This is a genomic window from Paenibacillus sp. MB22_1, assembly GCF_047200555.1.
Taxonomy (GTDB): domain Bacteria; phylum Bacillota; class Bacilli; order Paenibacillales; family Paenibacillaceae; genus Fontibacillus; species Fontibacillus phoenicis.
On the sequence record NZ_JBLADV010000001.1, the window covers coordinates 1,745,141 to 1,772,065 of the forward strand.

Here is a 26,925-nt window from a genome sequence, read left to right on the forward strand (position 1 = left end):
ATCGTGGATTAACCCAACCGTTCTTCTGCCATAAAGGATCGCAAGCTATTCAGCGCGCGCTGCGCGAGCGCTTCGTTTTTCTCTGCTTTTTTGCGGTAGCGGGTATCCAGCTTCGGAAACAAGCCAAAGTTGGCGTTCATCGGCTGGAAGTGTTCGAAGTCTGCGGTGGTGATGTAACGCGCCATACTGCCCAGCGTTGTGTCCGCAGGGAAGACGATGCCCTCCTGGCCTGCGGCAGCTCGGGCTACGTTAATCCCCGCAATCAGACCGGAAGCAGCGGACTCGACGTAACCTTCGACACCAGTCATCTGACCCGCGAAGAAGAGCGACGGCCGTGCCTTCAACTGATACGTTGGCATGAGCAGCTTCGGCGAGTTGATAAAGGTGTTACGGTGCATCACGCCGTACCGGACGAACTCGGCATTCTCCAGACCTGGAATCATCGAGAAGACGCGCTTCTGCTCGCCCCATTTCAAATGGGTCTGGAAGCCTACCAAATTGTACAACGTGCCGGCTGCATTATCCTGACGCAGCTGCACCACAGCATGCGGGAGCTTGCCGGTGTGCGGGTTGACGAGACCAACCGGCTTCATCGGCCCAAACAGGGCCGTCTGCTTGCCGCGCCGCATCATCACCTCGATCGGCATACAGCCTTCGAAGTAAATCTCCTTCTCGAAGTCTTTCAGCTGAGCTACCTCCGCATGAATTAACGCATCATAGAAAGCGTCGAACTCCTCCTCCGTCATCGGGCAGTTCAAGTAGGCTGCTTCACCTTTGTCGTACCTGGAAGCCAGGTACACTTTGCTCATATCAATCGAATCTTTCTCCACAATCGGAGCGGCAGCATCGTAAAAGTAAAAATAGTCCTCGCCGGTCAACCGCTTAATTTGCTCCGAAAGGGCAGGAGACGTCAGTGGCCCGGTGGCAATCACGACAATCCCGTCCTGCGGGATCTCCTTGATTTCTTCATTAATGACTTCGATCAACGGGTGCTCTCTCAGCGTCCGGGTAATCTCTCCAGAGAAACCGTCCCGGTCAACGGCCAGCGCGCCGCCGGCCGGCACCGCATTGCGATCCGCCGCACCAAGCACCAGCGAGTTCAGCATCCGCATTTCTTCTTTGAGAACGCCAACGGCGTTCGTTAACCCATTGGCCCGCAAAGAGTTACTGCAGACCAGCTCGGCAAATTTATCGGTATGATGCGCCGGCGTCTTCACAACCGGGCGCATTTCGTACAACACCACGGGGATGCCGCGGCTCGCGATTTGCCATGCCGCTTCACTGCCGGCCAATCCCGCGCCGATGACCGTTACTTTATTCGTCATGTTCATGTCCCCCTACTAAATCTCATGCTGAATTTCTAAGCTGTCTCAAAGCCCGCACAAACGCGGGCTCATCTTAATCATCTGTATCGTCGTTATCTTCAATGGCTTCCACGTAGTCGCAGGAGGTACATTGCAGCTTCCCGCCTTGCTTATTTCGCTTCTCTACGAGCATCGAACCGCATTTCGGACAAGGCTTCGGTGAAGGCTTATCCCACGAAACAAAGTCACACTCCGGATAACGGTCGCAGCCATAGAAGACCCGTCCCTTTTTACTCCGGCGCTCGACCACATGGCCTTCTTTACATTTAGGACAGGTGACGCCGATGTCCTTGACGATCGGTTTCGTATTCCGGCATTCCGGGAACCCCGAGCAAGCCAAAAACTTCCCGAAACGTCCCAATTTATAGACCATCGGTCTTCCGCATTTTTCGCAAATCTCATCGGAGACTTCGTCTTCGATTTCGACTTCCCTCATTTCCTCTTCGGCAACCCGAAGACGTTTCTCAAACGATTTATAAAACTCGCTCAGCACTCTTACCCAATCCTCGGAACCTTCTTCAACATGGTCCAAGTCCTCTTCCATATGGGCGGTAAATTCCACATCAAGGATTTCTGGGAAGAATTGCTCCGTCTGTTCGATGAGGAGCTCGCCTAACTCAGTTGGGACAAACTTCTTGTCCTCAATCGCTACGTAACCGCGTTTTTGAATGGTTTCCAGGGTTGGCGCGTACGTACTCGGACGTCCAATGCCGAGCTCCTCCAAAGTTCTCACCAAACGCGCCTCCGTATAGCGAGGCGGGGGTTGGGTAAAATGCTGCTTCGGTTCAATCGACTCTTTCGCCAGTTCTTCCCCTTTCGCCAGGGGTGGCAAAAACTTGTCGTCCTCATTGGCGTTGCCATCATCATTGCCTTCCACGTACACCTTCATAAAGCCAGGGAAGCGGATCTTCGACCCAACCGCGCGGAACGTTGCTTCACCAGCGGCAATATCCACTGACATCGTGTCCAGCACGGCAGAAGTCATTTGGCTGGCCATAAAACGATCCCAAATCAATTTGTACAGCCGATACTGATCCCGGGTGGTGAACTCCTTCACCGATTCCGGATCTCGCATCGCCGATGTTGGACGGATCGCTTCATGGGCGTCCTGCGCGCTGGCAGCCTTCTTGGAATATTGACGCGGCGTTTCAGGCGCGTAGGCTTCACCAAATTTATCTAGGATATATTGCTTGGCTTCCTCTTGGGCGGAAGTAGCGATTCGCGTCGAGTCTGTACGCATATACGTGATCAGACCAACAGTCCCTTCTTTGCCGAGGTCAACCCCCTCATACAGCTGCTGAGCGATCGACATCGTTTTGGCTGCCCGGAAATTCAGTTTACGCGCTGCCTCCTGCTGCAGGGAGCTGGTTGTAAACGGCGCCGCCGGATGGCGGAGACGTTCCTTCTCCTTCACATCGACCACGCTGAATTTGGCCTTCTCGATCGATTTCAGAATTTCCTGTACCTGCTGTTCGTTCTTTAGCTCGATCTTCTCACCTTTGTACTGGTGAAACTTCGCTTCGAACGAAGAGCCTCCCGTCTTCAGCTTCGCCGTAATACTCCAGTATTCTTCCGGGACAAATTCAGAGATTTCGTTCTCCCGGTCCAAGATGATTTTCACCGCTACGGATTGCACGCGGCCAAACGACAACCCTTTTTTGATCTTCTTCCACAGCAGCGGGCTGACTTTATAACCAACCAGCCGATCCAAAATCCGTCTGGCTTGCTGCGCGTTCACCAGATCCATATTGATGGGGCGCGGATTTTTGAAGGCGTCTCTAACCGCTTGCTTCGTAATTTCATTAAATACGACGCGGCATGTATCCTTCTCATCCACGTCCAGCACATGGGCCAGATGCCAGGCAATCGCTTCTCCTTCGCGATCGGGGTCGGCTGCCAGATAGATTTTTTTTACTTTTTTGCTGGCATCCTTTAATTCTTTTAATACAGAACCCTTCCCACGGATTGTAATATACTTCGGACTGAAGTCGTTCTCTACTTCAACCCCAATTTGGCTCTTGGGCAAATCGCGAACATGACCCATTGAGGCTTTCACGATGTATTTGCTGCCTAAGTATTTGCCAATCGTTTTCGCCTTGGCAGGCGATTCCACGATGACGAGTGAATCCGCCACAGGTTCGTCCTCCTCTCAAACAATACGAAACTCTAAAACTGGTGTTCCTTGTATTCAGGTAAAATACTCATATAGTCATATATTCAAGCCACTCTCGGTTAGGAATGGACTATATTAGCTGGTATACTGAGCCGGGGAGTTGAACCGCCGTTTTTTTCATGATTAAAGATAACAGAACTGAATGTAAAAGTCCAAAATCCCACCCGGTTTGTACGAGCAGATCATCAAAACTCGTGATGCCCTGCTCCAACATATGGTATATGCGGCGCTCCTCATCTGTCAACTTGTTTCCTGTTACCGCTTCCTTTTTCGTCTCCTCCGCGACAGGCAATAAGGCCTGATATTCCTCCCAAATATCCTTGGCTTCGGTGACGAGTTTGGCTCCCTGCTTCAAAAGCGACAGGGTTCCCCGGCTCTTCGGCGACGTAATTGGCCCAGGGACTGCAAACAGGTCACGATTCGCATCCAGCGTCTCATCCGCCGTGATCAAGGACCCGCTGCGAGCGTCGGCCTCTACAACCACCGTACCATAAGAAATTCCCGCAATGATCCGATTGCGCTGCGGGAACATCCCAGGGTGACCAGGGGTACCGATCGGATATTCCGAGATGACCAGCCCTTGCTCGGCGATTCGTCGATACATGGAGGCATGCTCCGGTGGATAAGCTACGTCAATCGCCGTACCTAATACGGCGATGGTACTTCCTCCTGCCTGTAAAGCCGCTTCATGGCAAACCCCGTCAATCCCGCGGGCCATCCCGCTCACAATCGTTACTCCGAAGGAGCTAAGGTCAGCGGCTAAGGCGGCTCCTACCTTTCGACCATAGGCGGTTGGCGTCCGCGTACCTACCATCGCGATATTAAGACCGTTCAGCAGCCTGGTATCACCCAGAGAATACAAAACCCATGGCGGCTGAGCGGTCTCCTTCATTAAAATAGGATACTCCAAATCCAGCCTTGTAATCACCTGTATCCCTTTACCTTCATACTGTTCCATTTGGGCCTCAATCCAGTCCCATGTGAACCGCTCCGACAGCCGAAGTGACAGCCCTGGGCCCAGTCCCCGCTTCCTCCAATCCGCTGCCGTAAACTCGATGGCATGCTCCCAGTCCTCATCATATGCAACGATTTGCTGCAGCGTTTTCCAGCCTACCCCGGGGAATTCATGTAATCCCGCGAGTACCCATTTCTTCTCCACAACGAATCCCTCCTTGAAAAATAAAAAAAGCAACCTCCTCGAGCCATGTATGGCTAAGAAGGTTGCTTACCTTTGGATATGATTATATCAAAAATAGCTTATCGTGTCGTGCACAATTCTAAAAGGCCGCGTTCTTCCAGAACACTGACCAGTGTTGCGCCCATCTCCGATGGGGTTGGCGCGACTTTAATGCCGCAGGACTCCAGCTTCGCGATTTTTTCCTTCGCCGTTCCTTTCCCGCCGGAAATAATCGCACCGGCATGACCCATCCGTTTCCCTGGAGGAGCCGTCACACCGCCGATAAAGCCGACGACAGGCTTCGTCATATTTTTTTGGATCCATTCGGCGGCTTCTTCTTCAGCGGTTCCGCCGATTTCCCCGATCATGATCACGGCATGCGTGTTGTCATCGTCATTAAACCGGCGCAAAATATCAATAAACTCCGAGCCCTTCACCGGATCGCCGCCGATACCAACCGCCGAAGATTGTCCGATGCCGCGAGTCGTCAATTGATGCACCGCTTCATACGTCAACGTGCCGCTGCGCGACACGACGCCGACATGACCAGGCAAATGGATATAGCCCGGCATAATGCCAATTTTGCATTCGCCTGGAGTAATGACGCCTGGGCAGTTTGGACCGATCAGCACGGTCTTTTTCCCTTCCATATAACGCTTCACCTTCACCATATCGAGGACCGGAATTCCCTCGGTGATGCAGATGACCAGATCCAATTCCGCTTCTACGGCTTCCAGGATCGAATCGGCTGCAAATGCCGGCGGTACGTAAATCACGCTGGCAGTAGCCCCCGTCGCTTCCTTCGCTTCGCGAACCGTGTTAAACACCGGCAGGCTGACGGTTTCGCCATTCTCCAACGTAATATCTACCTTCGTGCCGCCTTTGCCTGGAGACGTTCCCCCGACCATTTGCGTGCCGTAGTCAAGCGCTCCTTTGGCGTGGAACAATGCGGTTTTCCCGGTAATTCCCTGGGTGATGACCTTCGTATTCTTATCGACCAAAATACTCATATTTCGAGCCTCCCCTTATGGATAGGTGATTGCAATGTGAGGTACCACTCTAAATTACGAAACGAGCGAAACGATCTTCTGAGCTCCATCTGCCATCGAGTCGGCCGAAACGATTGCCAGACCCGATTCAGCAAGAATCTGCTTGCCAAGATCAACGTTCGTACCCTCAAGGCGCACAACGAGCGGACGGTCCAAACCAACCTGCTTCGCGGCTTCCACGATCCCTGAAGCAATCACGTCGCATTTCATGATGCCGCCAAAAATATTTACGAAAATCCCTTTCACCTTAGCGTCCGACAAAATAATTTTAAAGGCTTCCGTGACCTTCTCTGCCGTCGCACCTCCCCCAACATCGAGGAAGTTCGCCGGGTCTCCGCCATAATATTTAATGATGTCCATCGTCGCCATCGCCAGACCGGCCCCGTTCACCATGCAGCCGATGTTCCCATCAAGCGCAATGTAGCTGAGGTCGTACTTCGAAGCTTCAATCTCCTTCTCGTCCTCTTCTTCCAAGTCACGCAACGCCAAAATGTCCTTATGACGGAACAGCGCATTGGAATCGAAATTCAGCTTCGCATCCAGCGCCAGGACGTTGCCATCTCCAGTGACGACAAGCGGATTAATCTCCGCGATGGAGCAATCTTTGTCCACAAAAGCTTCATACAAAGCCATCATAAATTGCGTGGCTTTGCCTACTAGTTCATTTGGAATATTAATGGAGTAAGCCAATCTGCGGGCCTGGAACGACGTCAAGCCAATAGCCGGATCAATCACTTCTTTGAAAATTTTCTCCGGAGTTGCGGCTGCCACTTCTTCAATTTCCGTCCCGCCTTCCTCAGAGGCCATCATCGTCACGCGGCCTGTACCACGGTCCACGACAACGCCAACGTAATACTCCTTCTTGATATCGCAGCCTTGCTCGATTAAGAGGCGTTTAACCTCTTTCCCCTCTGGTCCCGTTTGATGGGTGACCAGTACCTTGCCGAGGAGTTCCTGAGCATAGGTTCTCACCTCATCCAAGCTTTTGGCCACTTTGACGCCGCCGGCTTTACCGCGGCCCCCGGCATGAATTTGCGCCTTGACCACGACAACCGAGGTCCCCAGCGCTTGAGCCGCTTCGACAGCTTCCTCGACCGTAAACGCCACGCGTCCTTCAGGAACGGCCACACCGTACTGCTTTAGGACTTCTTTTCCTTGATACTCATGGATATTCATGCGTAAAATCCTCCTATCAACAGGCGGTATTTTAGAGGGTCCAAAACCTGCGGCTTGTGGTCCCCCTTCTCGAAAATATCAGCTGAAACCCAGATTATTGTACCACTTTTTTGAAACGCTTTCCTCAAAAAGTTCATCATTTATACACAACTTTTTTATATCATTTTCATCTCAAGTTGAGATGAATAATTGACGCAGCAGGGGAGAATGGCCAAAGTGCAATGAATCGCTTTCAAAGTTTCAAGGAGTTGCAGGGACAGGAAAAACTCGCGCCAATTTGTTCAGCCCAAAATTGACACTGCGCCCCACGCATCTCATCATGAGATGGATTTCGACGAATTTCAGCAATTTATGAAAATATCTTAGGTTGTGAGAAAAATGCTTGCCAGCTTCCTCCCGAAATCACATTCTGATACCTCCCCTGCTTCGCCTTAGCAGCGTAGGTTTGCCAACTTGACAATCGTTAACGTTCGTCCTAGAATACGTGTAACTAAATGAATCGGGAAAATAAGGAAGCACCTTTTTCCAATCCAGGCTTTGCCCAAGCAAAGCTTAAATCGATAGGAATGAGGTGTTTTTTTGTTATGTACGGTAAACTACACAGCGCGTGCTTGTACGGCATTGACGGCGTGATCATCGAGGTTGAGGTTGACTTGTCCAGCGGCATTCCGCAAACGAGCATCGTCGGCTTGCCGGATTCGGCCGTTCGCGAAGCGATTGACCGGGTCCGGGCAGCGATCAAAAACTGCGGCTATCGCTTTCCGCTTCAGCGCGTAACGATTAATTTAGCGCCGGCTGACCTGCGCAAGGAAGGCTCGGCCTTCGATCTGGCCATCGCGCTGGCAATATTGGCGGCTAGTGACCAGGTGAGATTGCCGCCGGAGGAGCGCTTGTTGATCATCGGAGAGCTGTCGCTGGACGGCACGCTGCGTCCTGTACCAGGCGTTCTGTCCATGGTGGATCGGGCACGGCGCGATGGCTTTACGGCGGTGCTGCTCCCGCAGAATAATGCCGAAGAAGCGCTGCTGCTTGGAGGTATTCGAGTTTATGCCCTCAGCCATTTGAGCGAACTCGCCCCTCCCTCGCACGAAGCGAAGGACTCGGAGGTGGCAGCTGCGTTGCCTTTGCACTCCATTCAGGTGCATCAAGAGCAGGCTCCGCTTGTCCTTCAAACCTTAAACCATCTTGAGAAAAAGCCGGAAGGCACGGGGACAACGGCCGAGCTTCCTCCCCTGCTCGATTACAGCGACGTGATCGGTCAGCGGCAAATTAAACGGGCGCTAGTCATCGCTGCCGCCGGGTTCCATAACATCGTGCTGATCGGGCCGCCCGGTACCGGCAAGACAATGCTGGTGCAACGACTGCCATCCATTCTGCCTCCCTTAACGCTGGAAGAATCGCTAGAGGTCACGAAAATCTACAGCTCTGCCGGCAAGTTCAATGACTCCGGACAAGGTCTGATCCAGCGCCGCCCTTTTCGTTCGCCGCACCATACGATATCCGCCGGCGGTCTGATTGGAGGGGGCGGAATCCCGAAGCCGGGGGAAGTCAGCCTTGCCCACCACGGCGTATTGTTCCTTGACGAACTGCCGGAGTTCTCGAGGAATGTGCTGGAGGTGCTGCGCCAACCGCTGGAGGATCGCGTCGTCACCATCAGCCGTTCCCGGGCGTCGTTCACGTTCCCTGCTCATTTCCTGCTGGCGGGATCGTTAAATCCGTGTCCTTGTGGCTATCTCGGTGCCGAGCCGCCGCTGCCCGCCTGTACCTGCTCGCCTTGGCGAATCGCTCAATACCGCGAAAAAATATCCGGCCCCTTATTAGACCGGATTGATATGCAGGTGGAGGTTCCTCGCCCGCAGCGTTGGCAGGACGATCCTCAGCCGCTGGATTCCGCAGCGATGCGGGAACAGGTGATGGCAGCCGAACGGATTCAACAGGAACGCTATCGCGGCTGCCGGATCTCCCGGAACAGCGAGCTGTCCGGCAGCCTGCTGCGTCGATTTGCCCCGCTAGACCGTGATGCGACCAAGCTGCTGCAGGATTGTTTTGCCACGCTGGGGCTGAGCATGCGGGCATATGACCGGATCATCAAGCTGTCCCGAACGATTGCCGATCTGGAAGGAGAAGTCCATATTCGTGCCGAGCATGTCGCAGAAGCGATCCAATACCGGCAACTGGACCGGCGGCATGAAGTTGCGGGATGAGTCCCCATCAGAAAGCGGCTTGAATATGCTCCAGCGCGATATTATCGCCTCGGCCGAACGTCACCGCAATTACATCAAAGCGAAGGTTGGCGTCCGATTGACCCGTACGATGCAAATAAACCGCGGCTGTATCACGAACCTGCTTGATTTTGCGGGCATTCACCGATTCCGCCGGCGTGCCGAAAGCCGCAGCCTGCTGGCTGCGGCTTCGGACTTCTACGATCACGAGAACGTCTCGCTTCCTGGCAATGATGTCGAGTTCTCCGCTGCGGCAGCGCCAATTTCGCTCAAGAATCGTGTATCCCTGTGAAATCAGATGCTCGCAAGCGGCCTGTTCCGCTTTCCGGCCGCGTTCTTTGCGGCCATCTCCTCTTCGCCCATTGATGCCAAGGTTACTCAAAGAACAACCCTCTTTCCACCATTTTATCCGATCGATAAATAAAGGTCAGAATTTCGGCAACCAGGTCATACAGTTCGGCAGGAATCTGTTGATCCAAATCCAGCTTGGACAACACCTCAACCAACGCAGCATCTTCCTGGATTGGGATCCCGTGCTCCAGTGCCGCGTCGAGGATCCGGTCAGCGATCAGCCCCTTGCCTTTGGCCACAACGACCGGGGCCTCTCCCTGGCCGGGATCGTATTTCAAGGCGACCGCTTTTTTGAAAGCCAAGCTGGGCGCTTGCGGTTTCTCCTTCATACGCGGTAATCCACTCCTTTGTATACGCTAGGCGCATAAGACATCGGCTGGCTGAAATCCGCTTCGTTGCCTTCCTCCCCCTCCGGCTTGATCAAAGGCTCCGCCTTGAGCGACAAGAGCCGATAGCCCGCCTTCTCCAACGCCGTACTCACTTCTTCCTGGCGGGATTCCAAAAAGGCTCCGGTCGTTTCCTTTTCGCTGTAGATTTTGAGCAGCACCTTCTTGTCGGCGACCTGTACGTCGACCATGATTTGCCCCAGCGTCTTCATCTGCAAATCGAACCATAACCGGCAATTGGCCGGATCCAGTTCGCCTTTGCGTCCGCGCCGCGACTCGATGTGCACGGCGGCGGTTTGCCGTCCGTCCGGACCGATCAAAGGCAGGAACATCGTCACCTGCGCAAACGGCGCGGTCCGGTCGGTATTGAGCAGCAGCTGCTGCCCGGTCAGCTGCTGTACGAGCTGGCGCGCCGCCTCCTGGAGCGGCGCGGGCAGCTCGTCTGAGGCCATCACCTGCAGGAGAAGGCCTTTCAGCGTCTCATGCGCAGCCGTGCTCGCCGCCGTCACGCCGCTGCCGCTGCGAGCGGCTGCGGCGGCTGCTTCGGCGCCAAGCGGCTGCGCTTTCCCGGGCGGGAGCTCCGCCTCGCCCGGGGCCGCACCGCCCGCCGCTGCAGCATGGCGCAGCGGCGCTGGCGCCGCCTCCGGCGCGGCCGCAGGCCCGCTGCCGGGCACCTGGCCGCCGGGCGCCTCCGCGCCCCCGGCGGCGGCCCGCGCCGAAGCGCCGGCCGCAGGCGGCGCTTCCTGCGCTCCCGCGGCCGGCGGGCTCGCCGCCGGCGCGGTCGCGCGCAGCGCCTGCTGCTCGTGCTCCGCACCGAGCAGCTTCAGCACGCGCCCCACCCACGGCTCCGCCGCGAGCGTGGGGCGCGTGCCCGCCGGCGAAGGCCCTGCGGGCCCTTCGCCTTGCGGCGCGGCCGCCGCCGGGCCCTTGCCATCGGCGGCGGCGCCTCCTGCCGGGCCGACCATCGCGCGGCCCGGCAAGTCCGTGCCCTCCGGAAGCACGGACGATTGCAGCTCCGCCAGCACCGCTTGCAGCTTCGCGACCAGCGCTCCGCCCGGTGCACTTGCGGCTTGCTGTCCCTGCAACCCCGGCTGCGGGGATTGCGGCCCGCCCGAGGCAACCGCAAAAGCGCCCTGTCGGGCTAACTGCACCAACCCAGCTGCCTGATTTGGCTGGGCTCCTCCGCCGCTCGGCAGCGTCCCTGCTTGTGCTGCTCCCCAGGCGGCCGTCCCGGCATTCGACCCGGGCGCTGGAGAAGCGGTGCCCCCCGCAAGCAAGGGGGATGCCGTTTGCCCCGTCTGAGCCGATGAGCCAGCCGCCGAGCCTGAGCCGGTATGTCCTCCGTTTCCGGTCATGTCCGGCCCCGCTTGGCGCAAAAAGCCGGCGATCTGCTCCTCCAGCGAGGACAGCAGGACGTGCAGCGGAGGTCCAAAAACAGCTTGGTGCAACCCCGCTACCGTTTCACCGGTGATCGGAAGCCCCCGTCCAAAAGCAATGCCAGCCGCCTGAATCCACTCCGACAGCGGCACTCCAGCCGGCTTTAGCCCGGAGACCTGCTGCAGGAGCGACAAATTTTCCCGCGTTAACGGAATTCCGCTTTTCTGCATCATCTGCAGGAATTCCCGGTTCGCCGGCGTATTCTCAAGTCCCAGCGATTCGAGCGCCTTAGCAAGAGAAGCGGGAGACAGGACGGTCCCCGGGTCCGAGGAAATTGGCTTCAAGACCGCTAAACCGTCCTTCGATTCCGGCTGCACCTGCAGAAGCGTTGTTTCCCCCGGGCGCATCGGCGTCTCTAAGGCAGCGTGAAGCTTCACGCCCTGGACCTGAATGACGGCCACTTGCCCATCGTCAGAGACGGACAAGACCGTGCCGCGGACCACCTGCCCCGTCTTGAGTTCCAGCGATTTCGGCTCCCCGGAACGAACGTCCCCCATCAAACTGCGCAGCAGCGGTCCGATATTCATAAGCTCCCCCCTTTGATTTCGTTTAGGATATGGAAAACCCGCCTCGATCGAGAGCGGGTAAGGAATGCCAGTTAAAACAACGTTTGTTCTTCCACGATCAAATTGCGCATAAAGCTCTTGCGATGCATCGGCGTTGGCCCCAATGCAAGTAGCTGTTCGCGGTGCAGCTTGGTTGCATAACCTTTATGTACGGCGATTCCGTATTCGGGATAACGTGCATCCCATTCGCCCTGGCACAAACGGTCCCGAGTCACCTTGGCAACGATCGAAGCGGCCGCGATCGACTGACTGGTGGCATCCCCTTTGATCACCGAAAGTTGGGGAATGGGTACATCCACCTTCTCCGCATCGATGAGCAGAAAATCCGGCTGAATCGTCAGCTGCTCGACCGCCTGCTTCATCGCCCGCCTTGTTGCCTGCTTAATATTGATTTGGTCAATTGTAGCCGCATCCACAAATCCGATCCCCACGGCAATCGCCTGCTCCATAATGAGATCAAACAGCTTCTCCCGCTTCTTGGCGCTTAATTTCTTCGAATCGTTAACGTCCTCAAACACGAGCCCCTGCGGCAAAATGACCGCAGCCGCTACCACATCTCCAAACAAGCAGCCTCTGCCCACTTCGTCGATCCCCGCAATATGCGGATATCCCGCTTGCCAGTACTCGCGCTCATATTTTAATAAATCGTCCATAATGCCTCCTTGTTCTCGCGAAACTTCCCCCGTTGCTAGCTGTTCTATGTTGTTGGTTCCTATCTCCGGACTCGGAAATGAGGGTTCCACGCCTGGAGCGCATCCATCACTCTATCGGTTTCATCTCTATAAATTACGATGCTTCCCTTATTTTATCGGCAATCCTCTTTCGATTCTACAGCCTTTCGCTAAAAAAACAAGCCGCCGGCGATCTGAAGAAGGATCTCCAAACCGCCAGCGGCTTTCATTTATTAATAGGGGGCTTCCAACGAATATCTGCCCAGCTTCCCGGCTCTCAATTCGCGAAGCAGAATCCCCGATGCTTTCTCCAAATCCACTCGTCCACCGCTGATGAGGCAACCGCGTTTACGCCCCACCGCTTCCATGATCGCAACGATTTCGTCCGGATCGTCGAAGTCTCGCGGCGGCTGATCCAGCTCAAACCGCGCTTTGAACGGCTCCCAGTAATACCGGACCAAATATTTTACGGCAAAAAAAGCGATGTCTTCCACGTTCAAAATCTCTTCGCGGATCGCACCGGTCACGGCCAGCCGGTAGCCGACGTTCTGATCCTCAAACTTCGGCCATAAAATACCCGGCGTGTCGAGTAACTCCATCTCCGTGCCAACCTTGATCCATTGCTGACCTTTGGTGACGCCGGGTCTGTCGCCGGTGGCGGCGATTTTACGACCAGCTAAGCCATTAATCAGCGTTGATTTCCCAACATTCGGGATTCCGACAATTAAAGCTCGAACCGCCCGGGGCTTGATGCCTTTGGCGATTTGCTTCTCGATCCGCTCCTTCAGCAGTTCCTTGGCCAAGCGGGGAATCTCCTTTAAGCCTTGCCCGCTGGCGGCGTCTGCTTCAACGGCCAGATGCCCTTCTTCCTTAAAATAAGCAATCCATTGCCGCGTAACCGCAGGGTCGGCCAAATCGGATTTATTTAATACGATCAAGCGCGGCTTGCCTTGCAAAATCTCATCGATCATCGGATTGCGGCTCGACAGAGGCAACCTCGCGTCAAGGAGCTCGATGACCACATCGATCAGCTTGAGCTTCTCCTGGATTTGCCGGCGTGCCTTGGTCATGTGGCCGGGAAACCATTGAATTGTCATATACCTTCACCTCACTGTCCCAAGAACGCGCCTTCCCTCACGTTTCTCCCATTCTATTGCGCAACGTCTAGTGCCGGATAAACTTCAGATCCGACAGCGGCCAGAACACCAGATCTGCCCGACCTACGATGTCTTTGTAAGGTACGTAACCGATCCGCCGGCTGTCCGTGCTATTCGAGCGGTTATCCCCCAGTACAAATACGTATCCTTCCGGCACGGTTCCATCCGGAACCAGCTCGTTGGGAAAATTCGCTTCCGTATTGTACAGCTCGTTATTATTATGCTTCTCGATCACGACATCTTTAATGTACTTCTCGTCTACGACCTTCCCGTTGACCGTCACCGTATCCCCTTCCACTTGAACGGTATCCCCAGGGACGCCGATTACACGTTTGATGAAATCCCGCCCCTCCGACGGAACGTGGAAAACAATGACCTCGCCGTGCTTTGGAGCGCGGATATCATAAATGATCTTGTTGACGATGATCCGTTCTCCCGTATGAAAGTTTGGCTGCATCGACGGGCCGTCGACGATAAACGGAGCAAAGAAAAGCCAACGAATCAGGAGAACCAGCACAACGGCGATGGCGATAGCTTTCAGCCACTCCAGCGCCTCGCTTTTTTCCTTCTTGCCCGCAGGCGGCGTTTGCACCGCTCCTGGCCCGTCTGGCGACTGCTCCACCCGTCCGGAAGACGGCGAAACCTCCGGATAATCCTGACGTTCATGCTTCTCCATGGATCGTGACCTCCCCTTATCTCTTAAAATATGTACTGGAGGTAGTGAATGAACTCGAAACTTCCCGAAGAAAAAGCAAAGGGGCTTGATTGGATACAAGCCCCCTCTTCGTTAACGGAAAATTAACGACGTACTTCTTTAATTCTCGCTGCTTTACCGCGAAGCTCACGAAGATAATACAACTTCGCACGACGCACTTTACCACGGCGAGCCACTTCGATTTTATCGATTTTCGGGGAATGAAGCGGGAAAGTTCTTTCCACGCCTACACCGTTGGAAATTTTACGAACCGTAAAAGTTTCGCTAATTCCGCCGCCACGACGCTTAATCACAACACCTTCGAACAATTGGACACGTTCACGAGATCCCTCGATAACCTTAACGAACACTTTCAAGGTGTCACCAGGACGAAAGCTCGGAATATCCTTGCGAAGCTGTTCTTGCGTAATCGCTTGTACGATATTCATCTAGGACTCCCTCCTTCCACTCAGGTGTTCATGCCTCTTCCAAAGAACCTCTTGTTCTTCTTCATCATCCGCAGCGGACCACCGAATTCACAACAAATTGAATTTTACCATAATCCCATAGGCTTCGCAAGAAAAATATAAGTTCTACAAGGCAAGGGTTATCAGGGGATATCCTAAATTTATCCTATCCAAAATTGAACAAAAAAATGCCTCCAATCCCTTGGAGGCGAACGTTTCAGCCTTAAATTAAAGCAATCGCCAAGAGCGTGAACAGGCTCAGCGTCAAAATTTCGTCGGCCGCTCCATAAGGACCGTACCCGTAGCCACCATAGTAGGGCGGATAAAATGCCGAGATTTGAGCCCGGCCTTTCCCCGATTTTTTTAAATATACGTTGTTCCGGTCAACCTTCACAATCGTGCCTTCGTGTACAGCCCCATCACGGGTTAAAATCCGAACACGCTTCCCCATGCATTGTAAGCAATTATAATATATCTCTTCCATTCCCTTGTTCCCCTTCCTTATGCAAGCTAATGCATAGTATGAGAGCAGTGGACGAACGGTATGGGCGACTAACGGTTTGAGGCAACTGTCTTGATAGCTTGCGCGGTATAAAAAAGGAACAGGCAAAATTCAATTGAAATTTGCCTGTTCCTTCGGTTTGCTAAAGATCGGAGTAGCGGGATTCGAACCCACGGCCTCACCCACCCCAAGGGTGCGCGCTACCTGACTGCGCCATACCCCGATAATCACTCATGGTGGTTAACGATTTGCCGTTCAACGTTAACCTTATGTCAATCGCGTAGTTCCATTATAAGCCATAAGCGCGCACCCTCGCAAGAGCTTAGGCGCAAGCCTAAGACCCAATCTCTCTGGATTAGGGCTAGTCCCTTCGTCTGATCTGCTCCCAGCAAAATAACCCACAAATCCTATATCATTAGATAAGCTTCTATGTAATATTTTTAAAGGACGATAATCGATTGGAGGGAATCGAATGAAAAAGTTCGTACTCGCGGTTACGGCGTGTGCCTTAATTGGCTCGGCATCCGTGGCGGGGGCTGCTCCTGCGGTAAAAACGGTCAAAGCGACCATCAAATACTTCAATTACGTGGTGAATGGGCAAACCAAGCTGACCGCGGATGCGCTGGTCTTTAATGGAACGACCTATGTCCCGATTCGTGAAGCCGCAAGCTTGTTTAATTACAGCACAACCTACGATGGTGCGACCAAAACGATTTCGTTCAGTTCAAAGAAGGAATGGATCACCTTATCCGATCTGATCGCTGCAAACCCGCGCCTTTCCGCTTCGCAATCTGAAGATACCGCCAATGTATACGTTGTTCGCGCGGGAGGCGAAACCGCATTTAGCCTTAATGCCGCAAACCTTAAGGATGGAGAAACGACTTCTGTCGTTACGAACAAGTCTCATTTGATCACTGTTAAGAAAGAGCTGGGGTCGATTGTGTTAAGCAAAAAAGACGTCATCGCCGCCGGATATATCGTCGAATCATTCGAATAAGCAAAACCCTCGGTAAATCTACCGGGGGTTTTTGGTTTTGATGTAGGCTAACAAATCGTAACCACTTTTTTGGAGAGAGCGAATAAAATAGATCTAATAGAGTAAAATAGGAGTTTGTGGAGAAATGAGAAGAAGATTAGCAAAGTATGTACTATTTTTCGCAGCAATTTCGATTTTTGTGTATTCGGCCGCAGTGACCCATCCGAATACGGTAATGGCCCGTAAGGCTTGTACCTCATGGGATATGGTAAAAACGAAGGTGTTTACTTCAAGCCATGCGAAGCATGAGGAATACCCCACCCTGCCGAAGGACTTTGCGGTTGCCCCAGGCACCGCCGCACAAGTGCCCGTACTGATGTATCATTACATAACCCCGAAGCAATACAATCAAGAGCCTGGCAACAAATCCATCATCAATCTTGAGGCTTTTGAAGCAGAGATGGCCTATCTGCATGAGCAGGGGTATTATACCGCCTCTTTAAGCGAACTTGAACAATACGTCAGAGGACAAATCTCCCTGCCGGCCAAGAGCGTGGTGATTACCTTTGATGACGGCTATCAAAATAACTATATTTACGCTTATCCGATTCTCAAAACCTATGGATTTAAAGCAGCAATCTTTGTCATCGGCAGTAAAATCGAAGAAGAAACCCAAAACTTTGATCCCACGAAGAAAACGTATCTTTCAAAGGAAGAAATCCATGCTGCGCGCGATGTATTCGAGTTTCACAGCCACACGTACAATCTGCATTACAAAGGCTTTCAAAAATGCGGGGTTGCTGCATCCGCAGGGCTAGACTCCACGTTGATCCAAGCCGATATCGACAAGATGAAGGAAAATGGGGTCGACTCTCCTTACTTTGCTTACCCGTATGGCGAGAAATCCCAACAGATGATTTATGAGCTGCAGGAGAACGGCTACCGCATGGCTTTCACCGTTCGCCAGGGCTTTGTTCAACCCGGTGACCGGTTAATGGCTTTAAACCGCTTAACGGTCACATCGGACACAGACATGGAGAAGTTACTTAATCCTTCCCTTTCGGAGCATTAGCTTTGATTTCTTCCAGCCAGCGCAAGTCCTTAGGGGATAACTCCACCTTCTCAAGCAGATCGGGGCGTCGCTCCCACGTCCGCCGTAACGCTTCCTTGCGCCGCCATTCATCGACATTGGCATGATGTCCACTGAGCAGAATATCCGGCACTCTCCAGCCGCGAAACTCAACGGGACGTGTGTAATGCGGGTATTCCAGCAGTCCGGTGCTAAACGAATCGGTGACCGCGCTTGTTTCATTGCCTAACACCCCGGGCAGCAGGCGCGTCACGCTGTCGATGACCACCATCGCCGGCAGCTCGCCCCCGGTCAGTACATAATCGCCAATCGATAACTCGTCGGTGACCAAGTGTTGGCGAATCCGTTCATCGTAACCTTCATAATGCCCGCAAATAAAAATCAAGTGATCTTCCTGGGCTAATTCTTCCGCCTTCTTCTGCGTAAACGTCTCGCCTTGCGGACACATCAGGATAATGCGCGGTGGACGAACGGAAGGGTTTGGCGTCAGGTCAGGTTCTGCAGCAGCTGCCGGATCTTTCGCTGTATCTCCGTTTTCCCCATCAACCTCCCGTCCAAGCAAATCTTCAACCGCACGAAAAATCGGTTCCGGCTTCAGCACCATCCCTCCGCCGCCGCCATAAGGCGTATCATCAACGGTTCCATGTTTATTGCCTGCATAGTCCCGGAAGTTAATGGCGTTGAAGGACACAATCCCCTTGTCCTGAGCTTTGCCGAGGATGCTGCTGCCAAATACGCCGGCGAACATTTCAGGAAACAAGGTCAACACATCCACGCGCATCCTACAACAGTCCTTCCATCAAATGCACTGTAATGATTTTCTCCTTCACGTTGACGTCCAATACAACGTCATCGATCACCGGAAGCAGCAGCTGTTTACCGTTTGGCAGCTTGGCAACCCATACATCATTCGCGCCGGGCCGCAAAATCTCCACGATTTCCCCCAGCTCTTCCCCCTCATCGGAAACCACGCTGCAGCCGATGATTTCATGGAAATAATATTCGTTCTCCGGAAGCTCAACCGATTCCGCCTTGCTCACCTTCAAGTTGCGGCCTTTAAACCGTTCCACATCGTTGATATTGGAGAATTCGGCAAATTTAACAATATACATCTGTTTGTACGGCCGCGCCGATTGCACGGTGACCTCCAGCCGTTCCCCCGTTTCGGGATGAACAATCAGAAGCCGGCTCTTCGGTGCGAAGCGCACCTCCGGAAAGTCCGTCTGCAGCAGCACGCGAAGCTCCCCACGTATCCCGTGCGTATTTACGATTTTGCCTACCGATAACAATGAATCCGACATATTAACCTCCCAAGTGCTATCTCCTCATCATACTCGCAGCTTGTCCCAACTGCCAGGATCCTTCTGCTTCAGCATGTACGAAAAAGGGCTAGGACAAACATCCTAACCCGCTTTCGTCTATCATTATGAAGTTAACGCTCAAGACATGATATCCACGGTGACCCGCTTATCCATCTTGACCGCTGCCGATGCTACGACGGTGCGAAGCGCCTTGGCGATTCTCCCCTGCTTGCCAATAACCTTCCCTACATCGTCGGGATGTACGGAGAGCTCATACACAATCAGGTGGTCCTTCTCCACGACATCTACGCGCACGTCGTCCGGATGATCAACAAGAGCCTTCGCAATAACGCCGACTAATTGTTCCATTTACGACCCTCCGAATCAGCAATTATTTCTGCTGTCTAAGCTCATGGAATTTCTTCATAACGCCTGCTTTGCTCAGCAGATTGCGAACGGTATCGGATGCTTGTGCACCGTCTTGGAGCCATTTCAATGCTTTCTCTTCATCGATGTTGACTACGGCCGGCTCAGCAACCGGGTTGTAGTAACCAATCTCCTCGATAAAACGACCGTCACGCGGGGAACGGGAATTCGAAACCACGATACGGTAGAAAGGAGCTTTATGAGCACCAATACGTTTCAAACGAATACGAACTGCCACGAAATTCACCTCCTTCTAAGAATGAACCTTGCTATCGATTAACGGAAAGGGAATCTCATCCCTTTGCCAGCCTTGCTTAATTGCTTTAACATTTTGTTGCCTTTGCCTTTCGGCCCCATCATGTCGGAGAACTGCTTCATCACGCGGCGCATCTCGTCAAATTGCTTGATCAAGCGGTTGACGTCGGCGAGCGTGGTTCCGCTGCCTGCAGCGATCCGTTTGCGCCGGCTGTGATTGATCATATCGGGATTCTGCTTCTCCTCTTTGGTCATCGAATGCACGATGGCCTCTACCCGGCTCATTTGCTTCTCGTCCACCTTGACGTTCTGCATCTGCTTCATCTTGCCCATGCCGGGGATCATGTCCATGAGCTGATCCAGCGGGCCCAGCTTCTTCACCTGCTCCATTTGCTCCAGGAAATCCTCGAACGTAAACTCCGCATTGCGCATTTTCCGTTCCATTTCCTTCGCTTTTTCCGCGTCGATGTTGGCTTGGGCTTTCTCAATCAGCGACAGCATGTCGCCCATGCCAAGAATCCGCGATGCCATCCGTTCCGGATGGAACGGTTCCAGCGCATCGATCTTCTCGCCAAGCGCGGCAAACTTGATCGGACAGCCGGTTACGGCCTTAACCGACAACGCCGCACCGCCGCGGGTATCGCCGTCGAGCTTGGTCAACACGACGCCAGTGAGCGTCAGCTGTTGATTGAAGCTCTCCGCAACGTTAACCGCGTCCTGACCGGTCATGGCGTCCACCACGAGCAAGACCTCGTCCGGGTTCGTCACTTCATGGATTTGCCGCAGCTCCTCCATCAGCTCTTCGTCCACATGCAGCCGGCCTGCGGTATCGATCAACACATAGTCGTTGCCGTTATCCTTCGCATGCTGCAGCGCCTGACGGGCAATTTCAACCGGGCTGTTGCCCTCCGGCAACGTAAACACCGGCACTTTGATCTGCTCGCCGAGCACCTGCAGCTGCTTGATTGCCGCCGGACGGTAAATGTCCCCTGCGACCAGCAGCGGCCGGTGATTCTCCTTCAGCAGCAGCTTGGCCAGCTTCGCCGAGGTTGTCGTCTTCCCAGCCCCTTGCAGACCTGCCATCATCACGACAGTTGGCGGCCGATTGCTGCGAGCCAGCTTGGCTTGGCTTCCGCCCATCAGCTCGGTCAGCTCTTTGTTGACGATATCGATGATGACCATGCCCGGCGTAAAGCTGTCCATCACCTCTTTGCCGACCGCCTTCTCCTTCACCTTGGCGATGAATTCCTTGACGACTTTAAAGTTGACGTCCGCTTCCAGCAACGCGAGGCGAACCTCACGCATCGCTTCGTTCACATCGTCCTCGGAAACTTTGCCCTTGCCGCGAAGCTTGCTGAACACGCTCTGTAAACGGCTTGTCAAACCTTCAAATGCCATACCTCGTCACCTCCATCTCTATAAGAATCGTTCCGTATTCCTATTGTCATCTTACAATTGCTCCGCCTCGCGAAGCAAATTTCTTGCGGTTTCTTTATGTAACGGGGACATGTCGCTGTCTTCGACCAGCTGCCCTAACCGGGACAACACGAGGCTCCGCGCTTCGTGCTTCTTCAGCAGACCCAGCTTCTCCTCGTACGTTTCCAGCATGCCTTCAGCCCGTTTGATATGCTCATATACCGCCTGACGGCTGATCTCGAACTCAGCGGCAATTTCGCCCAGCGAGAAATCATCGAGAAAATAATATTTCAAGAACGTCTGCTGCTTCTCCGTCAGCAGCGCTTCATAGAAGTCAAACAAAAGGTTGATCCGGTTTGTCTTCTCAAGCCTATTCTCCTGACTCATCTGGGCACCCCCTCCGTCAAGGAAAAACACTTTACAGGCATCAACTTTTCCTATGATACCGAATGCCGGGATGGATGTCAAGCACTTTTCCTTAACATCAGTTCAGGACATAGCCAAAGCCGCTGTTCTATGCAAAAAAGCCGCTCCCAGTGCTTCGGAAAGCGGCTTGACGCCTAGTTCTCTTAATGATTCGGCAAGAGATACAGCAAGATCGCAAAGAAATGCGTTGCGCTGCCGCCGAGGACGAACAGATGCCAGATCGCATGGTGATAAGGAAATCCGCGCCAGACATAAAATATCGTTCCCAGCGTATACGCCAGCCCGCCTGCAACCAGCAGGACGATCCCTTGATGCGGCATCGCCGCGGTCAGCGGTCCCCAGGCAATCACGATTAACCAGCCCATAATCAAGTAGAAAAACGTCGATAGGAACAGGAATCTTTTGACGAAAAAGGCTTTAAACACAACGCCAAGCAGCGCGATCCCCCAGACGGTGCCAAACAGGCTCCAGCCGAGCGGTCCCCTAACGGCTACCAGCAGAAACGGGGTATACGTCCCCGCGATGTAAATGTAAATCGAGGAATGGTCGAAAAATTCGAACAAATCCTTCAGTTTCCCTTCCTTGAAGCTGTGCACGAGGGTCGAGCACAGGTATAACAGCAGCATGCTTGCACCATATATTGTAAAGCTGACAACGTGCCAAGCTGTGCCCTTCATGCTGGAAAAAACGATCAACAGCACTAATCCTGCCACACTGAGCAAGGCGCCGATGCCGTGAGTGATCGCGTTGGCAATTTCCTCACGGCGGTCATACGTATGTGTATTGGCCATCCTGTCACCTCCTAAAATTCTCTTGATTAGTTTGTCTTGCCGGGCGTTTGCCTATGAGCATCATACGAAGGAACCCCGCAATGTGTTACTGGGACTTGCCCAATTAAGCCTCATTGGGTTCCCCTTCAGCTTCTTCCTCCTCAGCAATCAAGCCGGCAAACAACCCATGCACGAATTGCTCGGAATCGAATTTTTGGAGATCTTCCATCTTCTCGCCTAGTCCAACGAATTTCACCGGAAGGCTGAGCTCTTGACGGATGGCGATGACAATACCGCCTTTAGCCGTGCCATCCAGCTTCGTGAGCACGAGACCGGTCACGCCGCTCTTCTCGCCAAACAGCTTGGCTTGGCTAAGCGCGTTTTGCCCTGTTGTTGCATCAAGCACCATCAGCACCTCATGCGGAGCGCCTGGAATTTCGCGCTGGATGACGCGGTAAATCTTGTTCAGCTCCTCCATCAGGTTCGACTTGTTCTGCAGCCGTCCCGCGGTATCGCACAGCAGAATATCGGCCCCACGCTGCTTGGCGGCTTGAACCGCGTCGAACATCACCGCTGCCGGATCAGAGCCGGCCTGTTGCTTGATGACATCCACTCCAACTCGATTGCCCCAAACCTCGAGCTGCTCAATCGCCCCTGCACGGAAGGTGTCGCCGGCAGCCAGGATGACCTTCTTACCCTGTTGCTTATAGAAATGGGCCAACTTACCGATCGTCGTCGTTTTACCGACCCCATTAACGCCAACGAACAAAATGACGCTGATCCCGTCCGGGTTCAAATGCATTTCGCTGTCCTCATCCCCGCGCAGCAGCTGGGTCAGCTTCTCGGAGAGCAGCGGCTGGAGCTCCGAGGCGTTCTCGATCCGGCGCTGCTTCACTTCAGCCTGCAGATCATCGATCAGCTTCATTACGGTGTTCACGCCAACATCGGCGCCAATCAAAATTTCCTCCAGCTCTTCGAAAAATTCCTCATCGATTTTTTTGCGCCGGGTTACGAGCTCTGTCACTTTTTCAACAAAGCCTTTCCGGCTTTTCTCCAGCCCGTCCCGGAACTGTTTCGTTACGGATTCCGTTTTAGATGCAATGCTTTCTCTCAGTTTCTTAAAGAAACTCATAGGAATATGTCCTCCTTCATCACTTCGAACTCAATTATCTCATACCGCAGGGGGCCTAAGCAATTTTCCGCCCCAGACCGCGTAAACACAAAAACGTGGCAGGAGAGCCAAGCTGTCGTCTTGACCCCCAAGCCACCGTAAATTGTATTTGAGAATGTTCTGTTGGCTTAAGCGATTTCGACCGTATCTTCGTCCTCCAGCTTCACCGAAACGAGCTTGGACACGCCGCCTTCCTCCATGGTCACCCCGTACAGCACGTCGGCTTCTTCCATCGTGCCTTTGCGGTGAGTCACCACGATAAACTGGGTTTGCTCCGAAAATTCGCGCAAGTACTGGGCAAAACGGACCACGTTGGCTTCGTCCAGCGCCGCCTCGACCTCGTCGAGCACGCAGAACGGCACCGGCTTCACCTGCAAAATCGCAAACAGCAGCGCCATCGCTGTTAATGCCCGCTCCCCGCCGGAGAGCAGCTGCAGGTGTTGCAGCTTCTTGCCCGGCGGCTGAGCCACCACATCGATCCCTGTGTCCAGCAGGTTGTCCGGATCGACCAAGATCAAATCCGCCCGCCCGCCGCCGAACAGCTTCGAGAAGACGATCACAAATTCGCGGCGAATGGCGTCAAACGTCGTTTTGAAGCGTTTGGACATCTCCTCGTCCATTTCGCGGATTACCTGGTACAACGTCGTTTTCGCTTCGACGAGATCATTCTTCTGCTCGCTGAGGAACTGATAACGTTCCGACACGCGGTTGTATTCCTCGATCGCGCCGAGATTCACTTCCCCAAGCAACGTGATCTGCCGCTTCAGCTCCTTCACGTCGGCCTGGGTCTGCGGCACATCCTCCGGCACGGCGTAACGCTGCTTCGCCAGCTCGTAGCTCAGCTCGTAATCCTCAGACAGCTTGCGCAGAATGTTATCCAGCTCCACGTCGAGGCGGTTCGCCTGGATTTCTGTCTGGCGCAACTGCTCCTCTACGGCCTTGAGCCCAAGCCGCTGCTCTTTCGTTTCGCTTTCGCCTTCCTCCAGCTTCTTCACAAGCACGGCGCGCGAAGCGCGTTCCAGCTCCAGCTGTTCGCTGGCCCGTTCCTTCTTCAGCTTAAAGTCGTTGAGCTCTTCCCGTTGCTTCACGGTCTGCTCCTCGTTTTGCTTCAGGTCCGCTTCAATCGACTGCAGGATCGTGCGGGTCTGCCCCAGCTCACGCTCCTGCACCTTGAACTCTTCCTCCGCGCGGCGCAGCTGCTCACGCAGCGACTGGCATTCCTGATCCAGCTTGCCTTCCCGGACCTTGAGCCCGGTCAGCAAATCCTGCAGCTCCTCCTTGGCCGATTCGCTAGCTTTACGCGCGAACTCGGCTGCCCGGATCGACTGCTGCACCGTTTGCTCTTCTTTCTCCAGCTCAACGAGTCGCGCTTCCGCCGCGGTCTTTGTCGCTTCAAGCTCCTCGAGCTCTTTCAGGTAGTGGCCTTTCTCCTGGCCATAGAGCTCAAACTGCTCGGAGACACGGCGCCATTCGTGGTCGATCTGTTTCAAATCACCGGCGCATTCTTGCTCCTCTACCCGTTTGGCATCGCCGGCTTCCCGCAGTCGCGTTAACTCGCTTTCGGCCTTGGCCAGCTGACTGCGTACGTCTGCCAACCCTTTGCGCAGCTTGTCCAGCATTTCCTCGCTTTCGCGAATATCGCCGGCAAGCTGGTCGAGCTGGCGTTTACGCCCCAGCAGGTTGCTGTTCTTGCGATGCTGGCTGCCCCCGGTCATCGAACCGCCGGCATTCACGACATCGCCTTCCAGCGTCACGATCCGGAAGCGGTATTGCAGCCGTGCGGCCATTTTGTTCGCCCGCTCCAGATCGCTGGCAAAGACGACATTACCGAGCAAGCTGCCGACAATGTTCTTATACCTCGGCTCGTAGCCCACCAGATCGGCTCCAATGCCGATGAATCCGTCCGCTTCCTCCAGTAGACGTTTGTCCGCTGCGGAAATCTGGCGCGGACGAATTACGTCGAGCGGAAGGAAGGTCGCCCGGCCCAGCTGCCGCTGCTTCAGAAAGGCGATCGCCTGCCGCGACACCGCTTCGTTTTCCATGACGATATGCTGCATCGCAGCGCCTAGCGCCGTCTCTACGGCGACTTCAAGCTTCTCCGGCACCCGAATCAGCTCCGCGACAGCACCGTGGACACCGGACAACGTCGACCGTTTGGCCGCCTTGAGCACTTCCTTAACGCCCAAGACAAACCCGTCGTAGTCGTCCTCCATCTCCTTCATCGTGTCGCGGCGGGAAACCAACGCTTCGCGCTTCTGTTCCCACTTGCGGATGTTGCTTTGGCTTTCTTCCACAAGCTTCTGCAGCGAATTCACGCGTTCGCTTTCCTGGATGTACTGTCCGCGCAAATCGGCAATCTCTTTGCCCAGCTTGTCTAGCACCTTCTCCAGTTCAGCCTTGCGCGCTTTGAGCCGTTCCAGCTCCTCCGTCCATTTGACGCCTTCCTCTTCCGCGCGTTCCATCCGGCGTTTCACGCTTTCCTTCTGCTGTTCAGCATAATGGATCTCGTTGCGCGCTTGCGCCATCTGGTTCATGATGTCCAGCAGTTGGCCTTTCAGGCCGTCCTCCTGCGCTTGGCTGATGCCGCCGGTCACCCCGATCAGCTTCGCCTCTTCGGCTGCCAGTTCATTGCGCAGCTCATGAAGCTGCTGCTCCGCTGCAGCGAATTTGGCTGCCAGCTGCTCCTTTTCCTGCTGCCGCTGGGCGAACCGCTCTTCACTAATCTCCAGCGATTGAAGCAGCTGCTCGCGATTTTGAGTCAGATTTTTAGCGCGTTCCTTCAGCACTTCGCCGTAGCCTTCGCTTTTCTCGTAGCTTTCGCTGTATTCGAGCAGCTGACTTTGCAGCAGTTCGATTTGATCCTCAACCTGACGAAGGGCCAGCCGGTCGCTCTCCAATTTGGCATCATGCGCGGAAACAACGGTCGACAGCGCCAGCTGCTCCTCCTGCAGCTTGGCCAGCTTGGCGTTGGCCTCGCTCCACGATTCATGGATTTGCTCGATCTGATGCACATATAGCGAAATTTCTTTACTTTTTAATTGCTCACGCAATTCCTTGTACTTCAGGGCTTTCTCCGACTGCTCCTTCAGCGGCTCGATCTGATCCTCCAGCTCGGACACCAAGTCGTTGATGCGAAGCAGGTTCTGCTCGGTTTCATCCAGCTTGCGGCGGGCGTCGCGTTTGCGGCTCTTGTATTTCACAATCCCCGAAGCCTCTTCAAAAATGCCGCGGCGGTCCTCCGAGCGTGTGCTCAAAATTTCCTCAATCCGGCCCTGCCCGATGATAGAGTACGCTTCCTTCCCGATCCCCGTGTCCATAAACAGCTCGGTGATATCCTTCAGCCTGCAGGGCTGCTTGTTGATGAAGTATTCACTGTCGCCGCTGCGATGGACTCGCCGGGTCACCGTCACTTCGCTGAAGTCAAGCGGCAACGCTTGATCGGTGTTGTCCAACGTCAGCGATACCTCACTGTAATTCACGGCCTTGCGCGCGTCACTGCCGGCAAAAATGATATCTTCCATCTTCCCGCCGCGCAGCGACTTGGCGCTTTGCTCCCCGAGCACCCAGCGGATCCCGTCGGAGATGTTACTCTTACCGCTGCCGTTAGGTCCAACCACGGCGGTAATTCCGCGGACGAATTCCATCTCCGTCTTATCGGCGAACGATTTGAAGCCCGCTAACTCTATCCGTTTCAAAAACATA

25 protein-coding genes and 1 tRNA gene are annotated in these 26,925 nt (G+C 54.1%); 3 read left to right on the top strand and 23 right to left on the bottom strand.

Annotation, left to right across the window (positions count from 1 at the left end; all coding sequences use genetic code 11):
* Nucleotides 1–8: 8 nt before the first annotated feature.
* From trmFO to sucC, 5 genes are all read right to left on the bottom strand, one after another.
* Complete coding sequence (trmFO, locus tag ACL02P_RS08125) at nucleotides 9–1,331, bottom strand: methylenetetrahydrofolate--tRNA-(uracil(54)-C(5))-methyltransferase (FADH(2)-oxidizing) TrmFO (protein WP_412837075.1); 1,323 nt, start codon at nucleotides 1,329–1,331, stop codon at nucleotides 9–11.
* A gap of 67 nt (nucleotides 1,332–1,398) precedes the next feature.
* On the bottom strand, nucleotides 1,399–3,498 hold the full coding sequence (gene topA, locus ACL02P_RS08130; RefSeq protein ID WP_412837076.1) for a type I DNA topoisomerase: 2,100 nt from the start codon (nucleotides 3,496–3,498) through the stop codon (nucleotides 1,399–1,401).
* Between the two features lie 109 nt (nucleotides 3,499–3,607).
* Nucleotides 3,608–4,696 carry a DNA-processing protein DprA gene (gene dprA, locus ACL02P_RS08135; RefSeq protein ID WP_412837077.1) on the bottom strand — a complete coding sequence of 363 codons (1,089 nt, stop codon included), beginning with the start codon at nucleotides 4,694–4,696 and terminating at the stop codon, nucleotides 3,608–3,610.
* A 98-nt stretch (nucleotides 4,697–4,794) separates the two neighbouring features.
* Nucleotides 4,795–5,724 carry a succinate--CoA ligase subunit alpha gene (gene sucD, locus ACL02P_RS08140; RefSeq protein WP_028539395.1) on the bottom strand — a complete coding sequence of 310 codons (930 nt, stop codon included), beginning with the start codon at nucleotides 5,722–5,724 and terminating at the stop codon, nucleotides 4,795–4,797.
* A 54-nt stretch (nucleotides 5,725–5,778) separates the two neighbouring features.
* The gene (gene sucC / locus ACL02P_RS08145) at nucleotides 5,779–6,939 is read right to left on the bottom strand and encodes an ADP-forming succinate--CoA ligase subunit beta (RefSeq protein WP_028539396.1); all 1,161 of its coding nucleotides are present in this window, start codon (nucleotides 6,937–6,939) and stop codon (nucleotides 5,779–5,781) included.
* A gap of 584 nt (nucleotides 6,940–7,523) precedes the next feature.
* Here sucC and ACL02P_RS08150 point away from each other — a divergent pair.
* A complete protein-coding gene (locus ACL02P_RS08150; RefSeq protein WP_323076445.1) occupies nucleotides 7,524–9,143 on the top strand; it encodes a YifB family Mg chelatase-like AAA ATPase in 1,620 nt (539 codons plus the stop codon).
* A gap of 7 nt (nucleotides 9,144–9,150) precedes the next feature.
* Here ACL02P_RS08150 and ACL02P_RS08155 read toward each other — a convergent pair whose 3' ends face one another.
* From ACL02P_RS08155 to ACL02P_RS08195, 9 genes are all read right to left on the bottom strand, one after another.
* The gene (locus tag ACL02P_RS08155) at nucleotides 9,151–9,543 is read right to left on the bottom strand and encodes a YraN family protein (RefSeq protein WP_323076444.1); all 393 of its coding nucleotides are present in this window, start codon (nucleotides 9,541–9,543) and stop codon (nucleotides 9,151–9,153) included.
* Entirely contained in the window at nucleotides 9,536–9,841 is a 306-nt protein-coding gene (locus tag ACL02P_RS08160; RefSeq protein WP_009222989.1) for an EscU/YscU/HrcU family type III secretion system export apparatus switch protein, read from the bottom strand. The genes ACL02P_RS08155 and ACL02P_RS08160 overlap by 8 nt, the downstream gene beginning before the upstream one ends.
* Nucleotides 9,838–11,862 (bottom strand): flagellar hook-length control protein FliK, encoded by a 2,025-nt coding sequence (locus ACL02P_RS08165; RefSeq protein WP_412837078.1) that lies wholly within the window; start codon nucleotides 11,860–11,862, stop codon nucleotides 9,838–9,840. Before ACL02P_RS08165 ends, ACL02P_RS08160 begins: the two co-directional genes overlap by 4 nt.
* Before the next feature lie 71 nt (nucleotides 11,863–11,933).
* The gene (locus ACL02P_RS08170; RefSeq protein ID WP_412837079.1) at nucleotides 11,934–12,554 is read right to left on the bottom strand and encodes a ribonuclease HII; all 621 of its coding nucleotides are present in this window, start codon (nucleotides 12,552–12,554) and stop codon (nucleotides 11,934–11,936) included.
* A gap of 251 nt (nucleotides 12,555–12,805) precedes the next feature.
* On the bottom strand, nucleotides 12,806–13,669 hold the full coding sequence (gene ylqF / locus ACL02P_RS08175; protein WP_260071976.1) for a ribosome biogenesis GTPase YlqF: 864 nt from the start codon (nucleotides 13,667–13,669) through the stop codon (nucleotides 12,806–12,808).
* Nucleotides 13,670–13,736: 67 nt separating this feature from the next.
* A complete protein-coding gene (lepB, locus tag ACL02P_RS08180; RefSeq protein ID WP_397376645.1) occupies nucleotides 13,737–14,405 on the bottom strand; it encodes a signal peptidase I in 669 nt (222 codons plus the stop codon).
* Nucleotides 14,406–14,527: 122 nt separating this feature from the next.
* The gene (gene rplS / locus ACL02P_RS08185) at nucleotides 14,528–14,872 is read right to left on the bottom strand and encodes a 50S ribosomal protein L19 (protein WP_059045398.1); all 345 of its coding nucleotides are present in this window, start codon (nucleotides 14,870–14,872) and stop codon (nucleotides 14,528–14,530) included.
* 241 nt (nucleotides 14,873–15,113) lie between these two features.
* On the bottom strand, nucleotides 15,114–15,374 hold the full coding sequence (locus tag ACL02P_RS08190) for a hypothetical protein (protein WP_009222983.1): 261 nt from the start codon (nucleotides 15,372–15,374) through the stop codon (nucleotides 15,114–15,116).
* Between the two features lie 167 nt (nucleotides 15,375–15,541).
* Nucleotides 15,542–15,615, bottom strand: a tRNA-Pro gene (locus ACL02P_RS08195).
* Between the two features lie 249 nt (nucleotides 15,616–15,864).
* Here ACL02P_RS08195 and ACL02P_RS08200 point away from each other — a divergent pair.
* Both ACL02P_RS08200 and ACL02P_RS08205 read left to right on the top strand, forming a co-directional pair.
* Entirely contained in the window at nucleotides 15,865–16,389 is a 525-nt protein-coding gene (locus ACL02P_RS08200) for a stalk domain-containing protein (protein WP_009222982.1), read from the top strand.
* Between the two features lie 124 nt (nucleotides 16,390–16,513).
* The gene (locus ACL02P_RS08205; RefSeq protein WP_260071230.1) at nucleotides 16,514–17,440 is read left to right on the top strand and encodes a polysaccharide deacetylase family protein; all 927 of its coding nucleotides are present in this window, start codon (nucleotides 16,514–16,516) and stop codon (nucleotides 17,438–17,440) included.
* On the opposite strand, the gene trmD is transcribed toward ACL02P_RS08205, so the two are convergent.
* The 9 genes from trmD to smc all read right to left on the bottom strand — a co-directional run bounded on the left by trmD (nucleotide 17,415) and on the right by smc (nucleotide 26,924).
* A complete protein-coding gene (trmD, locus tag ACL02P_RS08210) occupies nucleotides 17,415–18,239 on the bottom strand; it encodes a tRNA (guanosine(37)-N1)-methyltransferase TrmD (RefSeq protein WP_260071229.1) in 825 nt (274 codons plus the stop codon). The genes ACL02P_RS08205 and trmD overlap by 26 nt on opposite strands.
* Nucleotide 18,240: 1 nt before the next feature.
* Nucleotides 18,241–18,759, bottom strand: coding sequence for a ribosome maturation factor RimM (rimM, locus tag ACL02P_RS08215; protein ID WP_412837080.1), 519 nt, complete (start codon nucleotides 18,757–18,759; stop codon nucleotides 18,241–18,243).
* Nucleotides 18,760–18,897: 138 nt separating this feature from the next.
* Nucleotides 18,898–19,128: a KH domain-containing protein gene (locus ACL02P_RS08220; RefSeq protein ID WP_009222978.1), complete on the bottom strand. Its 231-nt coding sequence runs from the start codon at nucleotides 19,126–19,128 to the stop codon at nucleotides 18,898–18,900.
* A gap of 22 nt (nucleotides 19,129–19,150) precedes the next feature.
* A complete protein-coding gene (gene rpsP, locus ACL02P_RS08225) occupies nucleotides 19,151–19,423 on the bottom strand; it encodes a 30S ribosomal protein S16 (RefSeq protein WP_009222977.1) in 273 nt (90 codons plus the stop codon).
* Nucleotides 19,424–19,461: 38 nt separating this feature from the next.
* The gene (gene ffh / locus ACL02P_RS08230; RefSeq protein WP_009222976.1) at nucleotides 19,462–20,838 is read right to left on the bottom strand and encodes a signal recognition particle protein; all 1,377 of its coding nucleotides are present in this window, start codon (nucleotides 20,836–20,838) and stop codon (nucleotides 19,462–19,464) included.
* 51 nt (nucleotides 20,839–20,889) lie between these two features.
* On the bottom strand, nucleotides 20,890–21,243 hold the full coding sequence (locus ACL02P_RS08235; protein WP_009222975.1) for a putative DNA-binding protein: 354 nt from the start codon (nucleotides 21,241–21,243) through the stop codon (nucleotides 20,890–20,892).
* Between the two features lie 182 nt (nucleotides 21,244–21,425).
* Nucleotides 21,426–22,073, bottom strand: coding sequence for a PAQR family membrane homeostasis protein TrhA (gene trhA / locus ACL02P_RS08240; RefSeq protein WP_412837081.1), 648 nt, complete (start codon nucleotides 22,071–22,073; stop codon nucleotides 21,426–21,428).
* Nucleotides 22,074–22,176: 103 nt separating this feature from the next.
* Complete coding sequence (gene ftsY, locus ACL02P_RS08245) at nucleotides 22,177–23,184, bottom strand: signal recognition particle-docking protein FtsY (RefSeq protein WP_323076437.1); 1,008 nt, start codon at nucleotides 23,182–23,184, stop codon at nucleotides 22,177–22,179.
* 167 nt (nucleotides 23,185–23,351) lie between these two features.
* Nucleotides 23,352–26,924: a chromosome segregation protein SMC gene (gene smc, locus ACL02P_RS08250; RefSeq protein WP_412837082.1), complete on the bottom strand. Its 3,573-nt coding sequence runs from the start codon at nucleotides 26,922–26,924 to the stop codon at nucleotides 23,352–23,354.
* Nucleotide 26,925 lies beyond the last annotated feature (1 nt).